General features: G+C 41.2%; 18 protein-coding genes and 1 tRNA gene. 14 read left to right on the top strand and 5 right to left on the bottom strand.

Features of this window, described 5'->3' with window-relative positions; all coding sequences use genetic code 11:
• Positions 1 to 331: 331 nt before the first annotated feature.
• Positions 332 to 1,672 (top strand): 2-carboxy-D-arabinitol-1-phosphatase, encoded by a 1,341-nt coding sequence (locus P3L37_RS05205; protein WP_109912086.1) that lies wholly within the window; start codon positions 332 to 334, stop codon positions 1,670 to 1,672.
• An 81-nt stretch (positions 1,673 to 1,753) separates the two neighbouring features.
• On the opposite strand, the gene P3L37_RS05200 is transcribed toward P3L37_RS05205, so the two are convergent.
• On the bottom strand, positions 1,754 to 1,969 hold the full coding sequence (locus P3L37_RS05200) for a YccJ family protein (RefSeq protein ID WP_004913488.1): 216 nt from the start codon (positions 1,967 to 1,969) through the stop codon (positions 1,754 to 1,756).
• 181 nt (positions 1,970 to 2,150) lie between these two features.
• On the opposite strand from P3L37_RS05200, the gene rhaB reads away from it, so the two are divergent.
• From rhaB to rhaM, 6 genes are all read left to right on the top strand, one after another.
• Complete coding sequence (gene rhaB / locus P3L37_RS05195) at positions 2,151 to 3,599, top strand: rhamnulokinase (protein WP_109912085.1); 1,449 nt, start codon at positions 2,151 to 2,153, stop codon at positions 3,597 to 3,599.
• 44 nt (positions 3,600 to 3,643) lie between these two features.
• A complete protein-coding gene (locus tag P3L37_RS05190; RefSeq protein WP_109912084.1) occupies positions 3,644 to 4,894 on the top strand; it encodes an L-rhamnose isomerase in 1,251 nt (416 codons plus the stop codon).
• Positions 4,895 to 4,904: 10 nt separating this feature from the next.
• Positions 4,905 to 5,726: a rhamnulose-1-phosphate aldolase gene (gene rhaD / locus P3L37_RS05185; RefSeq protein WP_004913496.1), complete on the top strand. Its 822-nt coding sequence runs from the start codon at positions 4,905 to 4,907 to the stop codon at positions 5,724 to 5,726.
• Positions 5,727 to 5,800: 74 nt separating this feature from the next.
• Complete coding sequence (rhaT, locus tag P3L37_RS05180; RefSeq protein ID WP_004913498.1) at positions 5,801 to 6,835, top strand: L-rhamnose/proton symporter RhaT; 1,035 nt, start codon at positions 5,801 to 5,803, stop codon at positions 6,833 to 6,835.
• Positions 6,836 to 6,874: 39 nt separating this feature from the next.
• Positions 6,875 to 8,026: a lactaldehyde reductase gene (gene fucO / locus P3L37_RS05175; RefSeq protein ID WP_004913500.1), complete on the top strand. Its 1,152-nt coding sequence runs from the start codon at positions 6,875 to 6,877 to the stop codon at positions 8,024 to 8,026.
• Between the two features lie 11 nt (positions 8,027 to 8,037).
• A complete protein-coding gene (gene rhaM / locus P3L37_RS05170) occupies positions 8,038 to 8,352 on the top strand; it encodes an L-rhamnose mutarotase (protein WP_109912083.1) in 315 nt (104 codons plus the stop codon).
• Positions 8,353 to 8,386: 34 nt separating this feature from the next.
• Here the strand turns inward: rhaM and P3L37_RS05165 are convergent, their stop codons facing one another.
• From P3L37_RS05165 to P3L37_RS05155, 3 genes are all read right to left on the bottom strand, one after another.
• Positions 8,387 to 9,244, bottom strand: a complete 858-nt coding sequence (locus tag P3L37_RS05165; protein ID WP_004913509.1) for a helix-turn-helix domain-containing protein — start codon at positions 9,242 to 9,244, stop codon at positions 8,387 to 8,389.
• 42 nt (positions 9,245 to 9,286) lie between these two features.
• Complete coding sequence (gene rhaS / locus P3L37_RS05160) at positions 9,287 to 10,096, bottom strand: HTH-type transcriptional activator RhaS (protein ID WP_109912082.1); 810 nt, start codon at positions 10,094 to 10,096, stop codon at positions 9,287 to 9,289.
• Between the two features lie 719 nt (positions 10,097 to 10,815).
• Positions 10,816 to 10,892, bottom strand: a tRNA-Arg gene (locus P3L37_RS05155).
• Between the two features lie 187 nt (positions 10,893 to 11,079).
• On the opposite strand from P3L37_RS05155, the gene folD reads away from it, so the two are divergent.
• From folD to fruA, 5 genes are all read left to right on the top strand, one after another.
• Entirely contained in the window at positions 11,080 to 11,937 is an 858-nt protein-coding gene (gene folD, locus P3L37_RS05150; protein WP_004913518.1) for a bifunctional methylenetetrahydrofolate dehydrogenase/methenyltetrahydrofolate cyclohydrolase FolD, read from the top strand.
• 18 nt (positions 11,938 to 11,955) lie between these two features.
• The gene (gene ybcJ / locus P3L37_RS05145; RefSeq protein ID WP_004913522.1) at positions 11,956 to 12,168 is read left to right on the top strand and encodes a ribosome-associated protein YbcJ; all 213 of its coding nucleotides are present in this window, start codon (positions 11,956 to 11,958) and stop codon (positions 12,166 to 12,168) included.
• 445 nt (positions 12,169 to 12,613) lie between these two features.
• Entirely contained in the window at positions 12,614 to 13,768 is a 1,155-nt protein-coding gene (gene fruB, locus P3L37_RS05140; RefSeq protein WP_109912081.1) for a fused PTS fructose transporter subunit IIA/HPr protein, read from the top strand.
• A complete protein-coding gene (gene fruK / locus P3L37_RS05135; protein ID WP_110732200.1) occupies positions 13,765 to 14,709 on the top strand; it encodes a 1-phosphofructokinase in 945 nt (314 codons plus the stop codon). The genes fruB and fruK overlap by 4 nt, the downstream gene beginning before the upstream one ends.
• An 11-nt stretch (positions 14,710 to 14,720) precedes the next feature.
• On the top strand, positions 14,721 to 16,415 hold the full coding sequence (fruA, locus tag P3L37_RS05130) for a PTS fructose transporter subunit IIBC (protein ID WP_004913531.1): 1,695 nt from the start codon (positions 14,721 to 14,723) through the stop codon (positions 16,413 to 16,415).
• Between the two features lie 493 nt (positions 16,416 to 16,908).
• On the opposite strand, the gene cysS is transcribed toward fruA, so the two are convergent.
• On the bottom strand, positions 16,909 to 18,297 hold the full coding sequence (cysS, locus tag P3L37_RS05125; protein ID WP_272667433.1) for a cysteine--tRNA ligase: 1,389 nt from the start codon (positions 18,295 to 18,297) through the stop codon (positions 16,909 to 16,911).
• Between the two features lie 267 nt (positions 18,298 to 18,564).
• On the opposite strand from cysS, the gene ppiB reads away from it, so the two are divergent.
• Together ppiB and lpxH are read left to right on the top strand one after the other, a co-directional pair.
• Entirely contained in the window at positions 18,565 to 19,059 is a 495-nt protein-coding gene (gene ppiB, locus P3L37_RS05120; RefSeq protein ID WP_004913539.1) for a peptidylprolyl isomerase B, read from the top strand.
• Positions 19,060 to 19,068: 9 nt separating this feature from the next.
• Complete coding sequence (gene lpxH, locus P3L37_RS05115) at positions 19,069 to 19,794, top strand: UDP-2,3-diacylglucosamine diphosphatase (RefSeq protein WP_110732201.1); 726 nt, start codon at positions 19,069 to 19,071, stop codon at positions 19,792 to 19,794.
• Positions 19,795 to 19,886: the final 92 nt, after the last annotated feature.

Here is a 19,886-nt window from a genome sequence, read left to right as displayed (position 1 = left end):
ACGAATGGATTAGCAAGAACTACACTGTTGCTTATTCCCAAGCAAATCACCCCTCTTTTATAATAAAGCAACCTAACATTAGTAAATGAAAAGCAAATTATTCACTCAAGATCACTAAAATTAAATTAATCACAAAATAAATAGTCATTTTGTGATAGCCATCTTACTTACTTTGGTTTTTACGCCATTTTCAAAAATATCTGGCTAAACAATACAATTAATCCTAATTCATTTTACTTAGATTGGGGGCGCCAATTTCTTATTAATCAATTGGTAGACAGGTTAATTATGCCACTAAGAATGGCATTATAAATAAATTATAGGTGCAAACATGAAAAGAATTAAAACCAAGTTTCTTTTGTTATTTTATATAATTATTTCAATAACCTCCACCAGTGCTTTAGCTACATCAGATAGCGATGCCCTTTATTTTTACCTTGTTAGACATGGACAAACTTATTCTAATATTAAAGAAATGACCATTGGTGGAGGCGGTAATGCTCAGCTTACAACCAAAGGGCGCTATGATGCACGCAGCCTTGGTTTAGGTTTAGAAGATGTCGATTTTATCGCCGGATACAGCAGTACATTAGGTCGAGCTCATGAAACCGCCAGTAATATTTTAACTGGCCGTAACATGGATATTATTGAGATTGAGAACTTAAAAGATATTTCTTGGGGTAACGCTGAAGGCGGTAGAATTGATGACTTAACGAGCCAATACGGCCATTCTGGTAATGAATTTGAATACTACTTTGGGAACTATAAAGATAAAAACTTCAAATCTGTCGTCAACACTGAAAGCATGTATGACTTTTCCCAACGCTTCGAGTCTGCATTATTAGATATTGCTAACCGTCATAAAAATGAAACTGGTAATATTTTAGCCGTTGGCCACTCATCAATGGCATTTTACTTGCAGAAATATCGTCAAGATAAGCCATTATCAGGGTTAAGCAATACTGCCGTTTCGGTATTAAAATATAAAGATGGTCAATTTACGCTTATCGACTTTAATAATACGGATTATTTAAAATCAGGTTATGCAAAACAAGAGAAACTTCCGCCTCTTGAAATCTCGATTGTCATCAACCCAATGACTATTTTAAATGATGCCAATGTAATGGAAGGCACCTCAGACTCCGATCTCAGTAAATCAGGTGTTGCGGCGGTTAATCAATTGAAACAACACATTAACCCTACTGACTATTTGGCGGTTTATAGCAGCACATTAAATAGAGCCAAATATACTGCAAACCACTTATTTGAAAATAGCACCCTACCAATCCAAATTAATCGTAATTTAGATGAAATTTTCCTTGGCCTTTGGGAAGCGGAGAAAATCAGCACATTAGAAAAAGACCCTAAAGGCCAGTTTACCAAATTACATTCAGGAAAAAATGTGTTGAGCTTTGAATCCCCAGTCGATGGTGAAACAGGAGCTATTGCAGCCTACCGATTAGAAAGCTTACTTAGAGATATTGGTATCAAAAATGAATTCCATACTGGAAAAATCATGGTGGTTACTCACCCGATTATTTTCAGTGCGTTTTTAAATAAAGTTCAGCCAGAGTACCAATTCATCCCTAAAAAAGACTTACAACTGATTACCCTGCAATATAAAAATGAAAAATTCAGTGTCAAAAACATCCAGTCTTTTAATGGTAAATAAGAGAAATTAACACCTTATAATCGCCAATAAAAAACCTCGCCATTGCGAGGTTTTTATCTCTTCAGAAAAGCTCAAAACGAATTATACATTTTTCCTTTCGATAGTTTCTTCCCCCCAATATAGCCTATCCGCAGTGGTCTTCGAAAAGGCCAGAGGTAAAACTTCATCAGAACCTTCCTCCCAAATTTGTTCTGCTAACACTTCATCATTATTCGCTAACTCAAAAATAGCTTGAGCAATTTCAATTGAGGTTTCTCTAACTTTAGCCCATTCAGCTATATCGTGAGGCTCTTTCATTATTCGCTCCTGATTAAATGGTTCTGGTAAAAATACTGAGAGATTTCAAGTCTGTGAATAAGATCACTACGACTTTAAATATATTGCCATTTTTCCCTTTTAGTGGCGCTCCATTGAACGCGCTCACTATTCACTCTCTCTAGTATATGACTATAAGTTAAGTAATAGAGATAAAAAAGTCATGAATATTCGCCATGTTGTTGCTATTGATTTAGGCGCATCTAGCGGTCGAGTCATGTTGGCTTGCTATGATGTGCATAATAAAAAATTATCATTAGATGAAATTCATCGTTTTACAAACCATTTGATCACTGAAGGCAACCATTGCTATTGGGATCTTGACGACATTGAGAACCAAATCCTGATTGGCTTACACCGTGTAGAACAATCTGGCATCAACATTGACAGCATCGGGATCGACACTTGGGGTGTTGATTATGTCCTACTTGACCGTGAGGGTCATACCGTTGGTCGCAATTTCTCCTACCGAGATAACCGCACGCAAGGTGTCATGGAACAAGTTCAAACCGATCTCGGTGTTCAAAATATCTACCAAAAAACAGGGATCCAATTTCTCCCTTTCAATACCTTATATCAATTGAAGGCATTGCAACAATCACACCCTCAATGGTTGAAACAAGCACACCATTTATTATTGATTCCTGATTATTTAGCATACCGTTTGACCGGGCAAGTCAACCATGAATATACCAATATTACCACCAGCCAAATGGTTAACCTGCAAACAGGTGATTGGGATGAGGAGTTAGTCGAATATTTACAATTGCCACGCCGTTTATTAGGTGAAATCAAGCAACCGGGTAATGTCATTGGCTATTGGATCACACCGAAAGGCCAAAAAACCCCCGTGATCGCCGTAGCAAGCCATGATACGGCCAGCGCTGTCATTGCGGCTCCAATAGCCGATAGCCATAGTGCTTACTTAAGCTCAGGAACTTGGTCATTAATGGGCCTCGAGCGCACATCCCCTTGTACATGTGAAAATGCATTTGTTGCCAACATTACCAATGAAGGAGGAATTAATGGCCACTACCGAGTCCTAAAGAATATTATGGGGTTATGGTTATTCCAACGCATTTGTCTTGAACACGATGTGCAAGATATTTGCAGCCTCATTACCTCAGCAGAAGCTATCCCAGCATTCACGTATCTGATCAACCCGAACGATAACCGGTTCTTGAACCCGGAGTCGATGAGCCAAGCCATTAAAGAAGCTTGTCAGGAAAATCAACAATCCGTTCCAAATACTGCCGCTGAGCTAGCTCGTTGTGTTTTCGACAGCTTAGCACTGCTTTATCGTCAAGTGTTCCTTGAATTACAGCAGATAAATCATGCCCCATTACAACAACTGCATATCGTCGGTGGCGGCAGCCAAAATGCCCTACTTAACCAACTCTGCGCCAACACTTGCGGGGTTCCTGTGAGCACAGGTCCGATTGAAGCCTCCACCTTAGGAAACATTGGGTATCAGTTGATTGCCCTCAACACCATTCCAGATGTACCAACCCTGCGCACCATTATTGCAGAAAATACCGAACTTTGTTGGTTTCAACCTCAAAGCATCGCACTGGATGAACCTTGGAAACGATTTAAAACCATTACGGGCTAACTCAAGTTATTAACCGTATATCGATAAGTTATAAGGAAAATTTCATGTCTAATTACAAAGAAAGTTATCTTATTGCCAAACAACGTTTTGCTGACCTTGGTATCGATACTGAACTAGCGATGCAAGCTATGGCTGACTTGCCTGTATCAATGCATTGCTGGCAGGGAGATGACGTAGCCGGCTTTGAAAAATCAGCAACCGCTTTAAGCGGCGGTATTCAAGCTACAGGTAATTACCCCGGCAAAGCGACTAATGCAATTGAATTACGTGCAGATATGGATAAAGCAATGAGCTTAATTCCGGGCCCTAAACGCGTTAATCTGCACGCTCTTTACCTCGAAGCTGATACCGCCGTCGAACGTAATGAAATTGAACCTCGCCATTTTGCCAATTGGGTTGATTGGGCGAAAAAAAACCATATCGCGCTCGATTTTAACCCATCTTACTTTTCCCATCCGCTAAGTAGCGAAGCGACGCTGACTCACAGTAATAAGGAAATTAGAGACTATTGGATTGGTCATGGACAAGCTTGCCGCCGTATTTCTGCGTATTTTGGTGAGTCATTAAACAGCGCTTCCGTGATGAATATTTGGATCCCTGACGGCATGAAAGATCTCCCTATTGACCGCTATGCCCCTCGTCAACGCTTAGTCGAGTCATTGGATGAAATTATCAGTGAAAAAATTGATATTAAATATCATATCGATGCCGTCGAAAGTAAATTATTCGGTATTGGTGCAGAATCTTACACCGCAGGCTCCAGTGAGTTTTATTTGGGCTATGCCATCACACGTAAAACCGCTTTATGTTTAGATGCGGGGCATTTCCATCCAACTGAAATCATTTCGGATAAAATTTCAGCGGTCATTCCTTATGTTGAACGTCTATTACTGCACGTCAGCCGTCCTGTGCGTTGGGACAGTGACCACGTCATTTTACTCGATGATGAAACTCAAGCCATTGCCAATGAAATCATTCGCCATAACTTAAAGAACCGTGTGCATATTGGCCTCGATTTCTTTGACGCATCAATTAACCGTATTGCCGCTTGGGTCATTGGGACTCGTAATATGAAAAAAGCGTTACTTCGCGCCTTACTTGAACCAACCACAAGACTACGCCAACTCGAAATTGAAGGAGACTTCACAGCTCGCCTCGCGCTGTTAGAAGAACAAAAATGCCTGCCATGGCAAGCTGTTTGGGATGAATACTGTGAACGCAACAATGTTCCTGTCGGCGAAAAATGGTTAGATGAAGTTAAAAAATACGAAAAATCAACATTATTAACACGTTAAGGTGAATTGTATGCAAGATATTCTGACATCTTGGTTTGTTCAAGGAATGATAAAAGCCACCAGCGATATGTGGCTCAAAGGCTGGGATGAACGTAATGGCGGTAATGTGAGCTTACGACTCACTGAAGATGATGTTTCGCCATTTAAACACACTTTTCACGCTGACCCACGTTATATCGAAGCGACAGAGCCAGTTAAAGAGCTCGCAAACCAATATTTTATTGTTACAGGCTCCGGTAAGTTTTTCCGTAACGTTGCCTTAGACCCCGCAGATAACTTGGGTCTGGTTCGTATCGATAACGAAGGTCAGGGTTACCACATTGTTTGGGGCTTTGTGAATGGTGCAATACCAACCTCTGAATTTGCTGCACACTTTCAATCGCATATCACACGTATGCAAGCCACTAATGGCACTAACCGAGTCATCATGCACTGTCATGCAACTAACATCATTGCATTAAGTTATGTTTTACCGCTCGATAGTGCATCCATCACTCGTCATTTATGGGAAATGAGTACTGAATGTTTGGTGGTTTTCCCTGATGGTATTGGTGTGCTGCCATGGATGGTCCCCGGCACAGATGGTATCGGTTTAGAAACAGCGGAACAAATGAAACAACATGGCTTAGTACTTTGGCCATTCCACGGTATTTTTGGCTCTGGCCCAACTTTAGATGATGCTTTTGGTTTAATTGATACCGCAGAAAAATCTGCGGAGATATTGGTAAAAGTTCTCTCCATGGGTGGTAAAAAACAAACTATTTCAACAGAAAATCTGATTGCGCTTGCCAAGCGATTTAATGTCACACCAATGTCTGATGCATTGAAATAAAACCTGTTTCTCTGTGGATACCCCTTTCCTTCCACAGAGAAATTAAAACGATAATAAACAGTGAGGAATAGTTCATGGGCAGTGGAATTTTACTCGGTATTTTTTGGCATTTTGTCGGCGCAGCTTCAGCTGCCTGCTTTTACGCACCATTAAAAAAAGTTAAAAACTGGTCATGGGAAACGATGTGGTCCATTGCCGGTATTTTTTCGTGGATTATTTTACCTTGGACCATCAGTTATATTTTACTTCCTGACTTTTGGGCCTATTACAACTCTTTCAGTGCAAGTATTCTGATCCCTGTATTTTTATTTGGCGCCATGTGGGGGGTTGGTAATATTGGTTATGGCTTGACCATGCGCTATTTAGGTATGTCAATGGGGATTGGGATTGCCATTGGTATTACACTCATTGTTGGTACCTTGATGACCCCTATTATTCAAGGCACATTTGGCGAGTTGATTGCCTCGACTGGCGGAAAACTAACGATTCTTGGTGTCTTAGTGGCTGTTCTAGGGGTTGCTATCGTTTCCTATGCCGGGTTACTGAAAGAAAAGGCGACCGGAGTGCAAGCTGAAGAGTTTAACCTGAAAAAAGGCTTATTACTGGCAGTCATGTGCGGTATTTTCTCAGCCGGTATGTCATTCGCCATGAGTGCAGCCGTCCCTATGCACGAAGCTTCCGCTGCCCTCGGCGTTTCTTCTCTTTATGTCGCATTACCAAGTTACGTCATCATCATGGGTGGCGGCGCATTAATCAACTTAGGTTATTGTTTTATTAGGCTTATTTATCGCCAAGATATCTCTTTCAAATCAGATATCTCTGTCCCCAAAGCCCTACTGATCAGCAATATTTTATTTGCCATTTTGGGTGGCGGTATGTGGTACTTCCAATTCTTCTTCTACGCATGGGGACACGCCAATATCCCATCACAATACGGCTTTATGAGCTGGATGCTACATATGAGTTTTTATGTTCTGTGTGGCGGTATTGTGGGGTTAGCCCTAAAAGAATGGAAAGGCACTGGCAGAAAACCTGTCCGAATTTTATGTTTAGGCTGCTTAGTGATTATCTTAGCTGCAAACATTGTTGGCTTGGGAATGGCAGCATAACGTAACGACTTTTTATTTTAATCGATCGGGAGGTCAGCGATGACCCATAGAATGATACTCAATGAAACCTCATACTTTGGCGAAGGGGCTATTAACCACCTTGTAGAGGAAATTCAAAAACGCCAATTTAACAAAGCACTGATTGTTACGGATGCGGATCTGGTTAAATTTAATGTTGTCAGTAAAGTCACCCAATTATTAGATAACGCTAAATTGGACTACGCCATTTATGATGCCGTTATTCCTAACCCAACCATTGATACCGTCCAACAAGGACTAAAACACTTCAAACAATTTAATGCAGATTATCTTATCGCTATCGGTGGTGGTTCCCCACAAGACACCGCTAAAGCGATTGGGATTATTATCAATAACCCACAGTACGAAGATGTGGTGAGCTTAGAAGGTGTCGCTCCAACCCAAAACCCAGCGGTTCCAATTATCGCCATCCCAACGACCGCAGGAACCGCGGCTGAAGTCACGATTAACTATGTCATCACGGACAACAAACTGTGCCGTAAATTTGTTTGTGTTGACCCCCATAGTATCCCTATAGTAGCCATTATTGACCCATTAATGATGGCATCCATGCCTGCAAGCTTAAAGGCTGCTACTGGCGTTGATGCCCTCACTCATGCCATTGAAGGCTATATCACGAAAGGAGCTTGGGCACTTACCGATGCTCTGCACCTTAAATCCATAGAGTTGATCAGCAATTCGTTACGGCAATCCGTTAAGGGCGACCCGCAAGGCGTTGAAACAATGGCTCTTGCACAATATATGGCTGGAATGGGCTTCTCTAACGTTGGTTTAGGGTTGGTGCATGGTATGGCTCACCCACTTGGGGCGTTTTACAATACACCTCATGGCGTCGCCAATGCCATTTTATTGCCTCATATCATGGCGTATAACGCAAATTATACAGGGGAAAAATACCGCGATATCGCCCGTGCAATGGGCGTAAAAAATATAGACTCCCTACCACTTCAAGAAGCCAGAGATACCGCCATTGCAGCTGTCTTTGCGCTAAACAAAAACGTTGGTATTCCTGAAAAACTGCGTGAAATCGGCATGAAACCAGAGGATATTCCATCCCTTGCTCAAGCCGCCTTTGATGATGTGTGTACTGGGGGTAATCCACGTGATGCAACATTAGAGGATATCGCTGAATTATATCAAGCGATTTATTAGAGGACAGTATCATGATAAAAAAAGCATTTGTGATGCAAGTTGCTCCTAACGCTCACCAAGAATACCAGCGCCGACACGATGAAATTTGGCCTGAATTAGTGCTTACACTCAAAGAACACGGTGCACATCACTATTCTATTTTCTTAGATAACAATCGAAATTTATTGTTCGCCTATGTGGAAATTGAATCACAAGAACGCTGGGATAGCGTTGCACAAACAGAAGTATGCCAAAAATGGTGGAGGTATATGTCGGATATTATGCCATCAAGCCCTGACAACAGCCCTATCAGTGATGAGTTAAGATCGGTATTTTATTTAGACTAATATCCCCCAGACAGTGCTAGTCTTTGGCTAGCACTTACCTCAATTTATTTTTCTGTAAAAAACAGCGTCGATATGCGCTTGCGGTCATATTCATTTTTCTATGGAAAACACTCGAAAAATAATTACTATCCTCATAGCCACATTGCCCCGCGATTTCACTGATAGACAATGAAGTACTACGTAATAATAATGTCGCTTGGCACAGACGTAATTGTTGCAGATATTCCATTACCGTCATTCCTGTTTTCGACTTGAACAAACGCTGTAATGAACGCGCGGACAACTGGTGTTCCTGAGCAAAATTATCTAATGAAAATGGTGTATTTATACTTAAATTTAAACAGTTTATTAGCTGATCCATTTGATGTAATAAGCTTATTGGCGCTTGGTCAGGCTGATACCTTAAACGGTAAATATAAATTGCCAGTTGTAAGAATAACCCTTCACAAAGATGAATCGATGGAATATCAGGCTTTTGGCATTCTGATGCTATTTTTTCAATAATTGGCGTTAATGTTGGTAAACTCGAAGGCGGTAGCTTCCAATGCCTAGATATTGCTGGCTGATGGCCTAATGGCACATACTTTTCAATAGATTGTTGAATCAAAAACTCATTAGGCTTATATAATATATTTACCAGTTTTAAATTATTTACAGAGTGATAGCCATGACGATCCTCTGCGTTAATATAAAACAGATCACCACACGTAATCGGATAATCATCACCATTCCAATGGTGTAAGCCATTCCCGGAAAAAACAATCACAAACTCATTAAAATCATGGCTATGAATAATAAAATCTTCCTGAGAATTCCGTTTTTCTACCGTCACGGTATTTTCAGTTCGAATAAAATAATCGCTGCTGTTGAGAGTGATAATTTTTTGTATCATGGTCACCTCAAAAAAGTGTAAAGATGATCATGGCGATCTTTGTTAATTACTGCAATGACGCAGGTCACGAGGTGTGAAATTATACTCGCTCTTAAAACGCGTTGAAAAATACGCACTATCATTAAAACCACTTTCCAGCGCAATATCTGTAATAGTTTTCTCTGAAAAACGGATTTGATAATATGCTTCAGATAGCCTTAATTTTATTAAATAATTTTGTGGCGATATGCCTAAATTATTTTTCATATATCGATGAAAAGTACGCAGCGAAACCGAAAACTGAGTGGTTAAACTTTCCCAATCAATTTCTTCCATAAAGTTTGCATTCAACCATCGTAACATCTGAATAATACGCTGTTCATTATTCCCCTCACCTACGTGGTTATAACGTCCCTCTTGCAAGTTCATAATTAACTGTAAGAACAAACTTTCAGTATAAGCAGGGTCAGAACCATCACTTTCGTTAAGTTTATCAATAAGCTGTTGCGCTTTATTGCAATGCTCTTTATTTAATAGCCAATGGGAAATGTTTTTTTCAGTGTCGGCAGGAAAAAAATGACTGATATTGTTTAAATAAGTAAAGGCAGAGTCTGAACGATATAACACATTAGTTAAATTGAGGTTAGAGACATTATCAAATAAGTGATAATCGCTGGATTTAATGTAACACACCATACCTGGGCATAATGTATAAGGCCGCCCATTAAGTACATGCAGGCCAACGCCTTGAGTCACCAAAAAAATCTCACTAAAATCATGTGTATGCTCAGGAAAAATAGGCTGAGGTACCCTTGGTTCAACCGCAATGTGCTGCTGTGGTGTGATAAAAAAATCTTCGCTATAGAGTTTCATGAAAGATCTCCCAATAAGTACTCCTCACCTGTATATTCACTGTTGGGTTTATGTCGCGATATTCCATTTACCGTAAATACCCCTACCCTTTCATTCTAGTGATCTTATCCAAAATCACCTTGAAATTACTGCCAAGCAATCACTTGTTATTGGCAATATTTTCAAGAGTTCATCGAATAAATGTGCGAAATGTGACATTGAATACACCAAAGCTACTTCATCTAAGATTACTGTTTTGTAAGAGAAGGCAATTTTCAGGTATTTTAACTCTCTGGCTTATAAAAATAGGATTGGTTATCAATAAACTGTTATCGAATGTAAACATAACCTTATGTTTTCACTTATTAGTTTCTGGATCTATGGCTCCCGATAAAGATCGGTTCATTATTACCGCCAAATGGATAAGTCTGCTTTACTATCACAATGATTTTTCGATTTTAAAGAAACTACATGAGAGGTACGTATTTTTGATCCGCAGTCTGAGTACTTAATTTCATCTATCAATTCCTATTTAAATGAAACGCCCATATCGTATTATCAGAATCGATTTCTATCAAACTGGTCGAGCTTAGTACATTTATAAGAAAGTTAATCTGATAGAAAAATAGTTTGTAGGTATTCATGAGGGCTACTTGGGAAGACTATAAGGTAAAAACCAGCTAATCCACTGAATTTTAGGCATAAAAAAAGACATCGATTGATGTCCATTGACTTCGAAATGGTACGCCCTACAGGATTCGAACCTGTGACCTACGGCTTAGAAGGCCGTTGCTCTATCCAACTGAGCTAAGGGCGCATTGATAATGCGGGCAGCCTATCTGGCTGATGGCGTTGAATTATACGGTTGCTGCGCGCTGAGTCAATGGCTTTTCGCTACTAAAATAACTATATGCTCATTTTATGTAATAGTTTGAACTGACAATGACCTTAACTTCTGACAAAATAGAGTCATTACCGTGTCTCATATATGGATTAAGTTACAGATGTTAGCAAAAATTATTGATGGGAAAACGATTGCGCAGACAATTAGGCAAGAAGTTGCTCAAAAAGTACAATTACGTTTAGAACAAGGAAAACGCGCCCCTGGGCTTGCTGTGATTTTAGTTGGCGCTAACCCCGCGTCACAAATCTATGTCGGCAGCAAACGCCGTGCTTGTGAAGAAGTCGGTTTTATTTCACGTTCTTATGATTTGCCAGATACAACAACAGAAGCTGAATTACTCAAACTGATTGATGATTTAAATCAAGATACTGAAATTGACGGAATTTTAGTTCAACTACCATTACCTGCGGGGATTGATAACGTCAAAGTTATTGAGCGTATTCATCCAGACAAAGATGTTGATGGTTTTCATCCGTATAATGTCGGCCGCTTGTGCCAACGTGCGCCGCGCCTTCGCCCATGCACCCCTAAAGGAATTGTTACTCTACTTGAGCGCTGCGGTATCAACACTTATGGTTTAAACGCTGTAATTATTGGCGCATCCAATATTGTTGGTCGTCCAATGAGCTTAGAGCTTCTGCTAGCGGGTTGCACTACAACAGTAACGCATCGCTTTACCAAAGATTTAGAACACCACGTTCGCCATGCTGATTTAGTTGTTGTCGCAGTGGGGAAACCCAATTTTATTCCTGGTGAATGGATTAAACCTGGCGCGATTGTGGTCGATGTCGGTATCAACCGCTTAGATAGCGGCAAAGTCACAGGAGATGTCGATTTTGACGAAGCCGCGAAAAACGCAGCTTGGATCACCCCAGTGCCTGGTGGTGTTGGCCCAATGACCGTTGCGACTTTAATTCAAAACACCCTTCAAGCATGTGAAGAGTACCACGATATTTAATGTAATTTTGGAGTAATCATGGATATATTCAATTTAAATGGGCACCCACACGTCGAACTGTGTGATTTGCTAAAAATTGAAGGCTGGGCGGAAAGCGGTGCAATGGCAAAAGCCATGATTGCAGATGGCTTAGTTGAAGTTGATGGTGTGGTCGAAACACGTAAACGCTGTAAAATTGTCGCGGGTAAAATCGTTTCAATGGGCAGCCAAAAAATTAAAGTTGTAGAATAATACATTTAGGTAAGCTGAAAAATTTCAGCTTACCTCTCTTTGCATAATAAATAACCACCTCCCTTTCCCCCTTTGTTCAAAATAATCCGATTTATTGTAAAACGACCAAAGCTCTTTTGAGGTTTTAGAAGATTTTTTCTTTAGCCATATTTAGTGTATTAAACATTCAAATAACCAAGCATATTGATAATTTAACTTATTGGTTTACAAAAACAAAAAGCTTCAGCAATTACTTCAGCTTTGTCATAAGACAGATAAAAAACACTCAGTTCCTCCCCTTAAAAAATTTAACTTAGCTCTCATTTTTTGTATTTCGTACCTTAGCGACATAGACAAGGCTAAACGATTCAGCTAACCTTGTTAACGATAACATGATTAACAAATAATCAGATCCGCTTGCAAGTCTTCTGGCTGATCCGGCAATAAATAATAATCAGGAGAAATTATGTTTAACTTACCAATAAGCGATATCCACCTTGCAGCTGCTGCATCTGATAAAAAAAATGCAATAGAACAAGTCGCTAAGGCTCTCGAAAATGCAGGTTATGCAAAAAGCGGTTACGCACAAGGAATGCTTAACCGAGAAACCCAAGCTCCCACCTTTTTGGGTAATGGTATCGCAATCCCACACGGGACAACGCAGACACGAGACCAAGTGTTGAAAACAGGTTTTGCTGTTTTCCAATTCCCTAATGGTATTGACTGGGGTGATAACCAAACTGCTTATATTGTTATTGGCATTGCGGCTCAATCCAATGAACATCTCGAATTACTTCGCCAGTTAACCCACATTATCAGTGATGAGCACACAGCTGACGCGATGGCCAAAGCTGACACCCCTGAAGCCTTAAAGCAACTTCTAATGGGTGAACGCCAAACTCAACCAGTGAAACTTGATGACTCAATGGTCACTGTTAGTGCTCAAGTTGATAATATAAACACATTAAAAATACAGAATATTATTAACTTACAAAACGCCCAAGCTGTTAGTACTGACTTTATTACCCAAGTTCTCACCCAAACACCTTCGTATTTAGGTCAAGGTATTTGGTTAAGTGATAGCCCTATTGGAAATATTCAGAATGCGATTGCGATAACGACCGTAAAAAAAACATTTAGCTTTCAAGGTAACCCAGTCAATGCCCTAATCACTCTCTCTTACGCTAATTATCAGATAGAAACTTTTTTACTTAAAATAAATAATTTATTGAAAAATAAAGAATTAAATCTAATTAACAACAATGGTAACGTTAACAATTTAATTAATTTATTGCGTAGTGAAGATTCACACACGGAAAGTGAATCATCAAGTACATCCGTAATCACTCAGGACTTCACCGTTCTTAATCCACATGGGCTACATACGCGCCCGAGCACCCAGCTAGTCACCACCATTAAGCAGTTCGAAAGCACTATTACTGTGAGTAATCTTGATGGTACTGCGACTCCCGTAAATGGTCGCAGCTTAATGAAAATCGTCAGTTTAGGCGCTAAATGTGGGCACCGTTTACGAATTCACGCAGAAGGTACAGATGCACAAGAAGCTATCGTTACCATTGGCGAGGCAATTAACTCAGGACTTGGAGAAGAAATCGCATGAGCAGAAGAGTCGCAACTATCACGTTAAACCCCGCCTATGATTTAGTTGGGCTTTTACCTGATATTCATAGAGGTGATGTGAATTTAGTCAAAACTGCTGGGCTTCATGCCGCTGGAAAAGGCATAAATGTGGCCAAAGTACTTAAAAACTTAGGAATTGATGTCACTGTTGGTGGTTTTTTAGGTAAAGAAAACCAAGATGGTTTCCAAAAAGCGTTCAGCGAAACAGGAATTGCTAACCGCTTTCAGGTTGTCGAAGGCCGCACCCGTATCAATGTAAAACTGACAGAGCACACCGGTGCAGTTACCGATTTTAATTTTTCAGGCTTCAGTGTCACTAAAGCGGATTGGCAACGTTTCGTCACCGACTCACTCAGCTGGGCGGGTCAGTTTGATATGATTTGCGTCAGTGGAAGTTTACCTCAAGGCGTTGATTTAAAAGATTTTACTCAATGGATGTTACGCCTTAGAGAACAATGCATGTGTGTCATTTTTGATAGTAGCCGTGAAGCTTTTGTTGCTGGACTCAAAGCTTCTCCTTGGTTAGTAAAACCGAATCATCGTGAACTTGAAATTTGGGCAGGAAAATCTCTTCCCACTCATCAAGATATTGTTGATGCCGCAAATCAACTTCGCCAACAAGGTATTGCCCATGTGGTGGTTTCTTTAGGCGAAAAAGGTGCCATGTGGGTCAATTCATCAGGCGCTTGGTTTGCTAAACCACCTGAATGTGACGTTATCAGCACCGTTGGCGCAGGGGACTCAATGGTAGGAGGGTTAATTTACGGGCTAATGATGAGGCAGACAAGTGAGCACACACTACGCTTAGCTACTGCCATTTCTGCACTTGCAGTCTCCCAACCCAATGTCGGTATCACAGACCGAGCGCAACTTGCACATATGATGACAAAGGTTGACTTACAACCGTTTACGGCTCAATGAGGATGAAAAACATGAAAATATTAATCGCTCCAAGCCACCAGCAAGGCCCTGCTATTTGCTGGCTAGCCATCGATGCCTTAAAGAATGTATCTGCCTTACAAAATATCACCTTCACTGAACAGCTTACTGATGCTGATATTGTGATTTGTTTTGACACTCAGTTGCCTGAAGATTTCAATTGTGCAGACAAAAAAATCTATTTCGGCCACCCCGATGTCGCTGTTAGGCAACCTGCTGAATTCCTGACATCAGCAATTAATGAAGCCACACTTTGTGAACAACAAATTGCCGAACCGCAGCACACAAAAACTTTCTCTATATTAGCCGTTACAGCTTGCCCTACAGGGGTTGCTCACACTTATATGTCCGCAGAAGCACTTGAAGCTGAAGCAAAAAAACGAGGCTGGAATATCAAAGTAGAAACCCGTGGTTCTGTAGGGGTTGGAAATGAAATTACACCAGAAGAAATTGCACAAGCTGATTTAGTCATTGTCGCTGCTGATATCGAAGTCAATGTGGATAAATTTGCGGGAAAGCCAATGTACCGCACCTCTACCAGTGCAGCATTGAAGAAAACAGCACAGGAATTAGATAGAGCGATAAAGGAGGCGAGTACATTTTCACCACAAAATGGCAAAAACTCATCACAATCAAGCCAATCCAACGAAAAACGCGGAGTCTATAAGCACTTACTCACAGGTGTGTCTTATATGCTCCCGATGGTTGTGGCAGGAGGATTGTGTACTGCACTTTCATTTGCTTTTGGTTTAGATGCATCCAATGTAGAAGGCTCTCTGGCCTGGGCGCTTAGCCTAATTGGTGGGCAAACAGCCCTTGCATTAATGGTGCCTGTACTATCGGGTTATATCGCCTATTCCATTGCTGACAGAACAGGGCTAACCCCGGGTTTAGTCGGTGGGGTACTTGCGACCACCTTAGGTGCAGGTTTTTTAGGCGGGATCATTTCCGGTTTCCTTGCGGGCTACAGTGCTCACTTTATTAGCACTCGATTAAAATTACCGCAAACAATGGAAGCGTTAAAACCGATTTTAATCGTGCCATTGATTTCGACTTTATTTACCGGTTTAGCCATGATCTATGTGATTGGTCACCCTGTAGCGTGGTTGATGGACTGGTTAACCAACTGGCTAAATACCATGGGAACCACCAATGCAGTGATCTTAGGTGCAATATTGGGTGCCATGATGTGTACGGATATGGGAGGCCCGGTCAACAAAGCTGCTTACGCCTTTGGTGTCGGCCTATTAAGTTCACAAACCTACGCACCAATGGCAGCGATTATGGCTGCAGGTATGGTGCCGCCACTGGCAATGGGGATTGCCACATTAATAGCGAGACATAAATTTGTTCCCGCTGAACGCGAAGCAGGTAAAGCCTCTTTTGTTCTCGGTTTATGTTTTATTTCAGAAGGTGCTATTCCGTTTGCCGCCAAAGACCCTATCCGTGTTCTTCCTGTTTGTATCATTGGTGGTGCAATAACTGGGGCGCTATCCATGTACTTTGGTATTCAGTTGATGGCACCTCACGGTGGTTTATTTGTGCTGTTAATACCCGGAGCTATTAATCATGTATTGATGTATTTATTCGCGATAGTAGCTGGTACGGTGGTTTCTGGTGTGCTTTATGCCATTGTCAAAAAAGCAACGCCCAAAGAAGCTCAACAAGAAATGGCAAGTATTGCTTAATCGCTCAGATTTAAGTTCCATTCCTAGTCCCTGTTGGTAGTCTTATTCCCCCCTTAACTGGGGGGCTTTTATTTCACACTAAAAATAAAAAACGGTTAAATATCAATATCTAACCGTTTAAATATGCAGGATTTTTTAAGTCCATCAGTACTCGAAAGGATAACTTGGGGAGCATACAAAAGTATGTGACCCAAGTAGCCAAGTGATGGCAACACCGCCACAGTATGAATATGACTCTTATTAATACGCTAAATAGTTCGTGTTGTGGCTAGGCGCCGAACGTGGATAACTTGGGGAGCATACAAAAGTATGTGGCCCAAGCAGCCAAGTGATGGCAACACCACCACAGTATGAATATGACTCTTATTAATACGCTAAATAGTTCGTGTTGTGGCTAGGCGCCGAACGCGGATAACTTGGGGAGCATACAAAAGTATGTGACCCAAGTAGCCAAGTGATGGCAACACCGCCACAGCACGAAATATGACGCGTATTATTTGCGACGCCACGTAGTACCAGTAGCCCCATCCTCAAGCACAACCCCCATAGCTGTCAGCTCATCACGAGCCGCATCTGCTTGCGCCCAATCTTTATTTTGACGCGCATCTAGGCGTTGTTGAATTAATGCCTCGATTTTTGCCACTTCCGCATCATCTTCAGTCTGTGCGCCGCCTTTTAAGAAACTTTCTGGGTCTTGTTCTAACAAACCAAGAACGCTAGCCAGTTCACGAAGTTGTGCCGCCATCGCATTGGCCGCTGATATATCTTCTGATTTCAGACGGTTAACTTCACGTACCATGTCAAACAACACGGAATAAGCTTCTGGTGTGTTAAAGTCGTCATTCATCGCCTCAATGAAACGTGCTTTAAATTCATCACCACCAGCAGGAACTGCCGATTTATCGGTACCGCGCAATGCCGTATACATACGCTCAAGCGCAGTGCGCGCCTGTTTCAAGTTTTCTTCTGTGTAGTTAAGTTGACTACGATAATGGCCTGATAACAGAAAATAACGCACTGTTTCTGCATCGTAATACTCAAGTACGTCACGAATAGTGAAGAAATTATTGAGAGACTTAGACATTTTCTCTCTATCAACCATGACCATACCGGAGTGCATCCAGTAATTCACATAAGGGCCATCATGAGCACAGGTAGATTGTGCGATTTCATTTTCATGGTGTGGAAACATTAAATCTGAGCCGCCACCGTGAATATCAAAATGGTTGCCTAATGTTTTACTGTTCATTGCCGAACATTCAATGTGCCAACCTGGACGGCCTAAGCCCCATGGGGATTCCCAGCTTGGTTCGCCTTCTTTAGACATTTTCCACAAGACGAAGTCCATTGGATTACGTTTTACATCAGCCACTTCGACGCGAGCACCTGCTTGCAACTGCTCTAAATCTTGACGGGATAACAGGCCATAATTTGGGTCAGTTTTCACCTCAAACATGACATCGCCATTCGCAGCAACATAAGCATGTCCACGCTCAATCAAGCTTTGGGTTAATTCAATGATTTCACCAATATGATGCGTTGCACGTGGTTCGCTATCAGGGCGTAAAATATTCAATGCATCGAAATCTTTATGCATTTCAGCCAACATACGTGTTGTTAGCTCTTCGACACTTTCATTATTTTCTGCTGCACGTTTAATGATTTTATCGTCAATATCGGTGACGTTGCGCACATAATTTAAGTCGTAACCCAAATAACGTAAATAGCGGCTAATTGCATCAAATGCCACAAATGTACGGCCGTGGCCGATATGACACAAGTCGTAGATAGTGATGCCACACACATACATCCCAATCTTCCCTGCGTGGATGGGCTTAAACTCTTCTTTTTGACGACTTAGTGTATTAAAAATTTGTAGCATCTGAACTTTTCCATTTATTTGAAAAATGATTATCGATTTCTACCGATAAAATATCATGTTATTGAACCCCGATCACCTTAAGAATGCAAGGGTTTACCCCGCTTCCTTTTCAGTTTATTCATTAGGTTTAATACACACCTATTATGCTATAAACTACCCGCTAAGCTTCCTTCCGCTTCAAGTCAGGTTTTATCTGTGATATAAACGTGCTGATCTCAACGCTTTCGCAAGTTAGCGCACAAAAAACAATTATTCAGGATAGCTATTATGGTTACATTTCATACCAATCACGGTGATATTGTTATCAAAACGTTTGACGATAAAGCCCCCGTTACAGTCGAAAACTTTTTAACTTACTGCCGTGAAGGTTTTTACAATAATACCATTTTCCATCGTGTTATTAATGGTTTCATGATCCAAGGCGGTGGTTTTGAGCCAGGCATGGAACAAAAAAACACTAAAGCACCTATCAAAAACGAAGCTAACAACGGTTTAAAAAACAGCCGTGGTACCTTAGCAATGGCTCGTACTAACGACCCTCATTCAGCAACAGCACAGTTCTTTATCAACGTTGCTGACAACGACTTCTTAAACTTCCGTTCAGAACGTCCAGATGGCTGGGGTTACTGTGTATTTGCTGAAGTGGTTGAAGGTATGGACGTTGTTGACAAAATCAAAGGTGTCTCAACTGGCCGTAGCGGTTTCCACCAAGACGTTCCACGTGAAGACGTTATCATTGAAAAAGTGACTGTCAGCGAGTAAACCTGACGCATGTCCACTTACATCATTGCAGATTTGCATTTAAGTGAAGATGAACCGGCGATCACCGCCGGTTTTATCAACTTTATTCAACAGCAAGCCATCCATGCCGAAAGCCTGTATATTCTCGGCGATTTTTTCAATTATTGGGTGGGCGATGATGACAACAACCCGCTACATCAACAAGTTGCCAACGAACTAAAACAGCTTACAGATCGCGGAATACCCTGTTATTTCATTCATGGAAATCGGGATTTTTTAATCGGTAAACGCTATGCGAAACAGTGTGGCATGACCCTATTACCGCAAGAAACATTGCTCGAACTTTATGGTAAACGTATTTTAATTTTGCATGGTGATACATTATGTATAGACGATGCCGCCTATCAAAACTACCGTAAAAAAGTTCACACACCTTGGGTCCAACGGCTGTTTCTGCTACTCCCCCTCTTTGTGCGTCGCCGTATCGCGCAAAAAATGCGACAAAATAGCCAATATGCAAGCAGCATGAAAGCCGAGTCGATTATGGACGTCAATTCGCAAGCCGTTATTGATGCATTACAAAGGCACCAAGCGCAATGGATGATCCATGGTCATACTCACCGCCCTGCTATTCATGAGGTGAATATCGGTGGTGAATTGCATTATCGAGGTGTATTAGGTGCATGGCACTATGAAGGTTCTGCTTTTGTCATTAGCGAGCAAGGCATTGAACTGATTTTCTTTCCATTCGAGTAATTTTAATTAGCCCCAGAATTTCTCTTCGCATACACGACTCGTTTGCTTAATTATTAATCACGCAAACGTTTTCCTGACTGCATTCCCGTGAT

This window comes from Providencia sp. PROV114 (assembly GCF_032704305.1).
Classification (GTDB): Bacteria; Pseudomonadota; Gammaproteobacteria; order Enterobacterales; family Enterobacteriaceae; genus Providencia; species Providencia rettgeri.
Note: the sequence above shows the minus strand (reverse complement) of the source record. Positions and strands in the feature narration are given on the sequence as shown.

What these genes read in the sequence shown, in the direction of transcription:
- P3L37_RS05165 (WP_004913509.1), bottom strand. Translation starts at nt 9,244, where the DNA reads ATGATACAAAAAATTATCACTCTCAACAGCAGCGATTATTTTATTCGA.
- rhaT (WP_004913498.1), top strand. Translation starts at nt 5,801, where the DNA reads ATGGGCAGTGGAATTTTACTCGGTATTTTTTGGCATTTTGTCGGCGCA.
- fruB (WP_109912081.1), top strand. Translation starts at nt 12,614, where the DNA reads ATGTTTAACTTACCAATAAGCGATATCCACCTTGCAGCTGCTGCATCT.
- rhaD (WP_004913496.1), top strand. Translation starts at nt 4,905, where the DNA reads ATGCAAGATATTCTGACATCTTGGTTTGTTCAAGGAATGATAAAAGCC.
- fucO (WP_004913500.1), top strand. Translation starts at nt 6,875, where the DNA reads ATGACCCATAGAATGATACTCAATGAAACCTCATACTTTGGCGAAGGG.
- folD (WP_004913518.1), top strand. Translation starts at nt 11,080, where the DNA reads ATGTTAGCAAAAATTATTGATGGGAAAACGATTGCGCAGACAATTAGG.
- lpxH (WP_110732201.1), top strand. Translation starts at nt 19,069, where the DNA reads ATGTCCACTTACATCATTGCAGATTTGCATTTAAGTGAAGATGAACCG.
- rhaS (WP_109912082.1), bottom strand. Translation starts at nt 10,096, where the DNA reads ATGAAACTCTATAGCGAAGATTTTTTTATCACACCACAGCAGCACATT.
- cysS (WP_272667433.1), bottom strand. Translation starts at nt 18,297, where the DNA reads ATGCTACAAATTTTTAATACACTAAGTCGTCAAAAAGAAGAGTTTAAG.
- P3L37_RS05200 (WP_004913488.1), bottom strand. Translation starts at nt 1,969, where the DNA reads ATGAAAGAGCCTCACGATATAGCTGAATGGGCTAAAGTTAGAGAAACC.
- rhaB (WP_109912085.1), top strand. Translation starts at nt 2,151, where the DNA reads ATGAATATTCGCCATGTTGTTGCTATTGATTTAGGCGCATCTAGCGGT.
- P3L37_RS05205 (WP_109912086.1), top strand. Translation starts at nt 332, where the DNA reads ATGAAAAGAATTAAAACCAAGTTTCTTTTGTTATTTTATATAATTATT.
- ybcJ (WP_004913522.1), top strand. Translation starts at nt 11,956, where the DNA reads ATGGATATATTCAATTTAAATGGGCACCCACACGTCGAACTGTGTGAT.
- fruK (WP_110732200.1), top strand. Translation starts at nt 13,765, where the DNA reads ATGAGCAGAAGAGTCGCAACTATCACGTTAAACCCCGCCTATGATTTA.
- P3L37_RS05190 (WP_109912084.1), top strand. Translation starts at nt 3,644, where the DNA reads ATGTCTAATTACAAAGAAAGTTATCTTATTGCCAAACAACGTTTTGCT.
- fruA (WP_004913531.1), top strand. Translation starts at nt 14,721, where the DNA reads ATGAAAATATTAATCGCTCCAAGCCACCAGCAAGGCCCTGCTATTTGC.
- ppiB (WP_004913539.1), top strand. Translation starts at nt 18,565, where the DNA reads ATGGTTACATTTCATACCAATCACGGTGATATTGTTATCAAAACGTTT.
- rhaM (WP_109912083.1), top strand. Translation starts at nt 8,038, where the DNA reads ATGATAAAAAAAGCATTTGTGATGCAAGTTGCTCCTAACGCTCACCAA.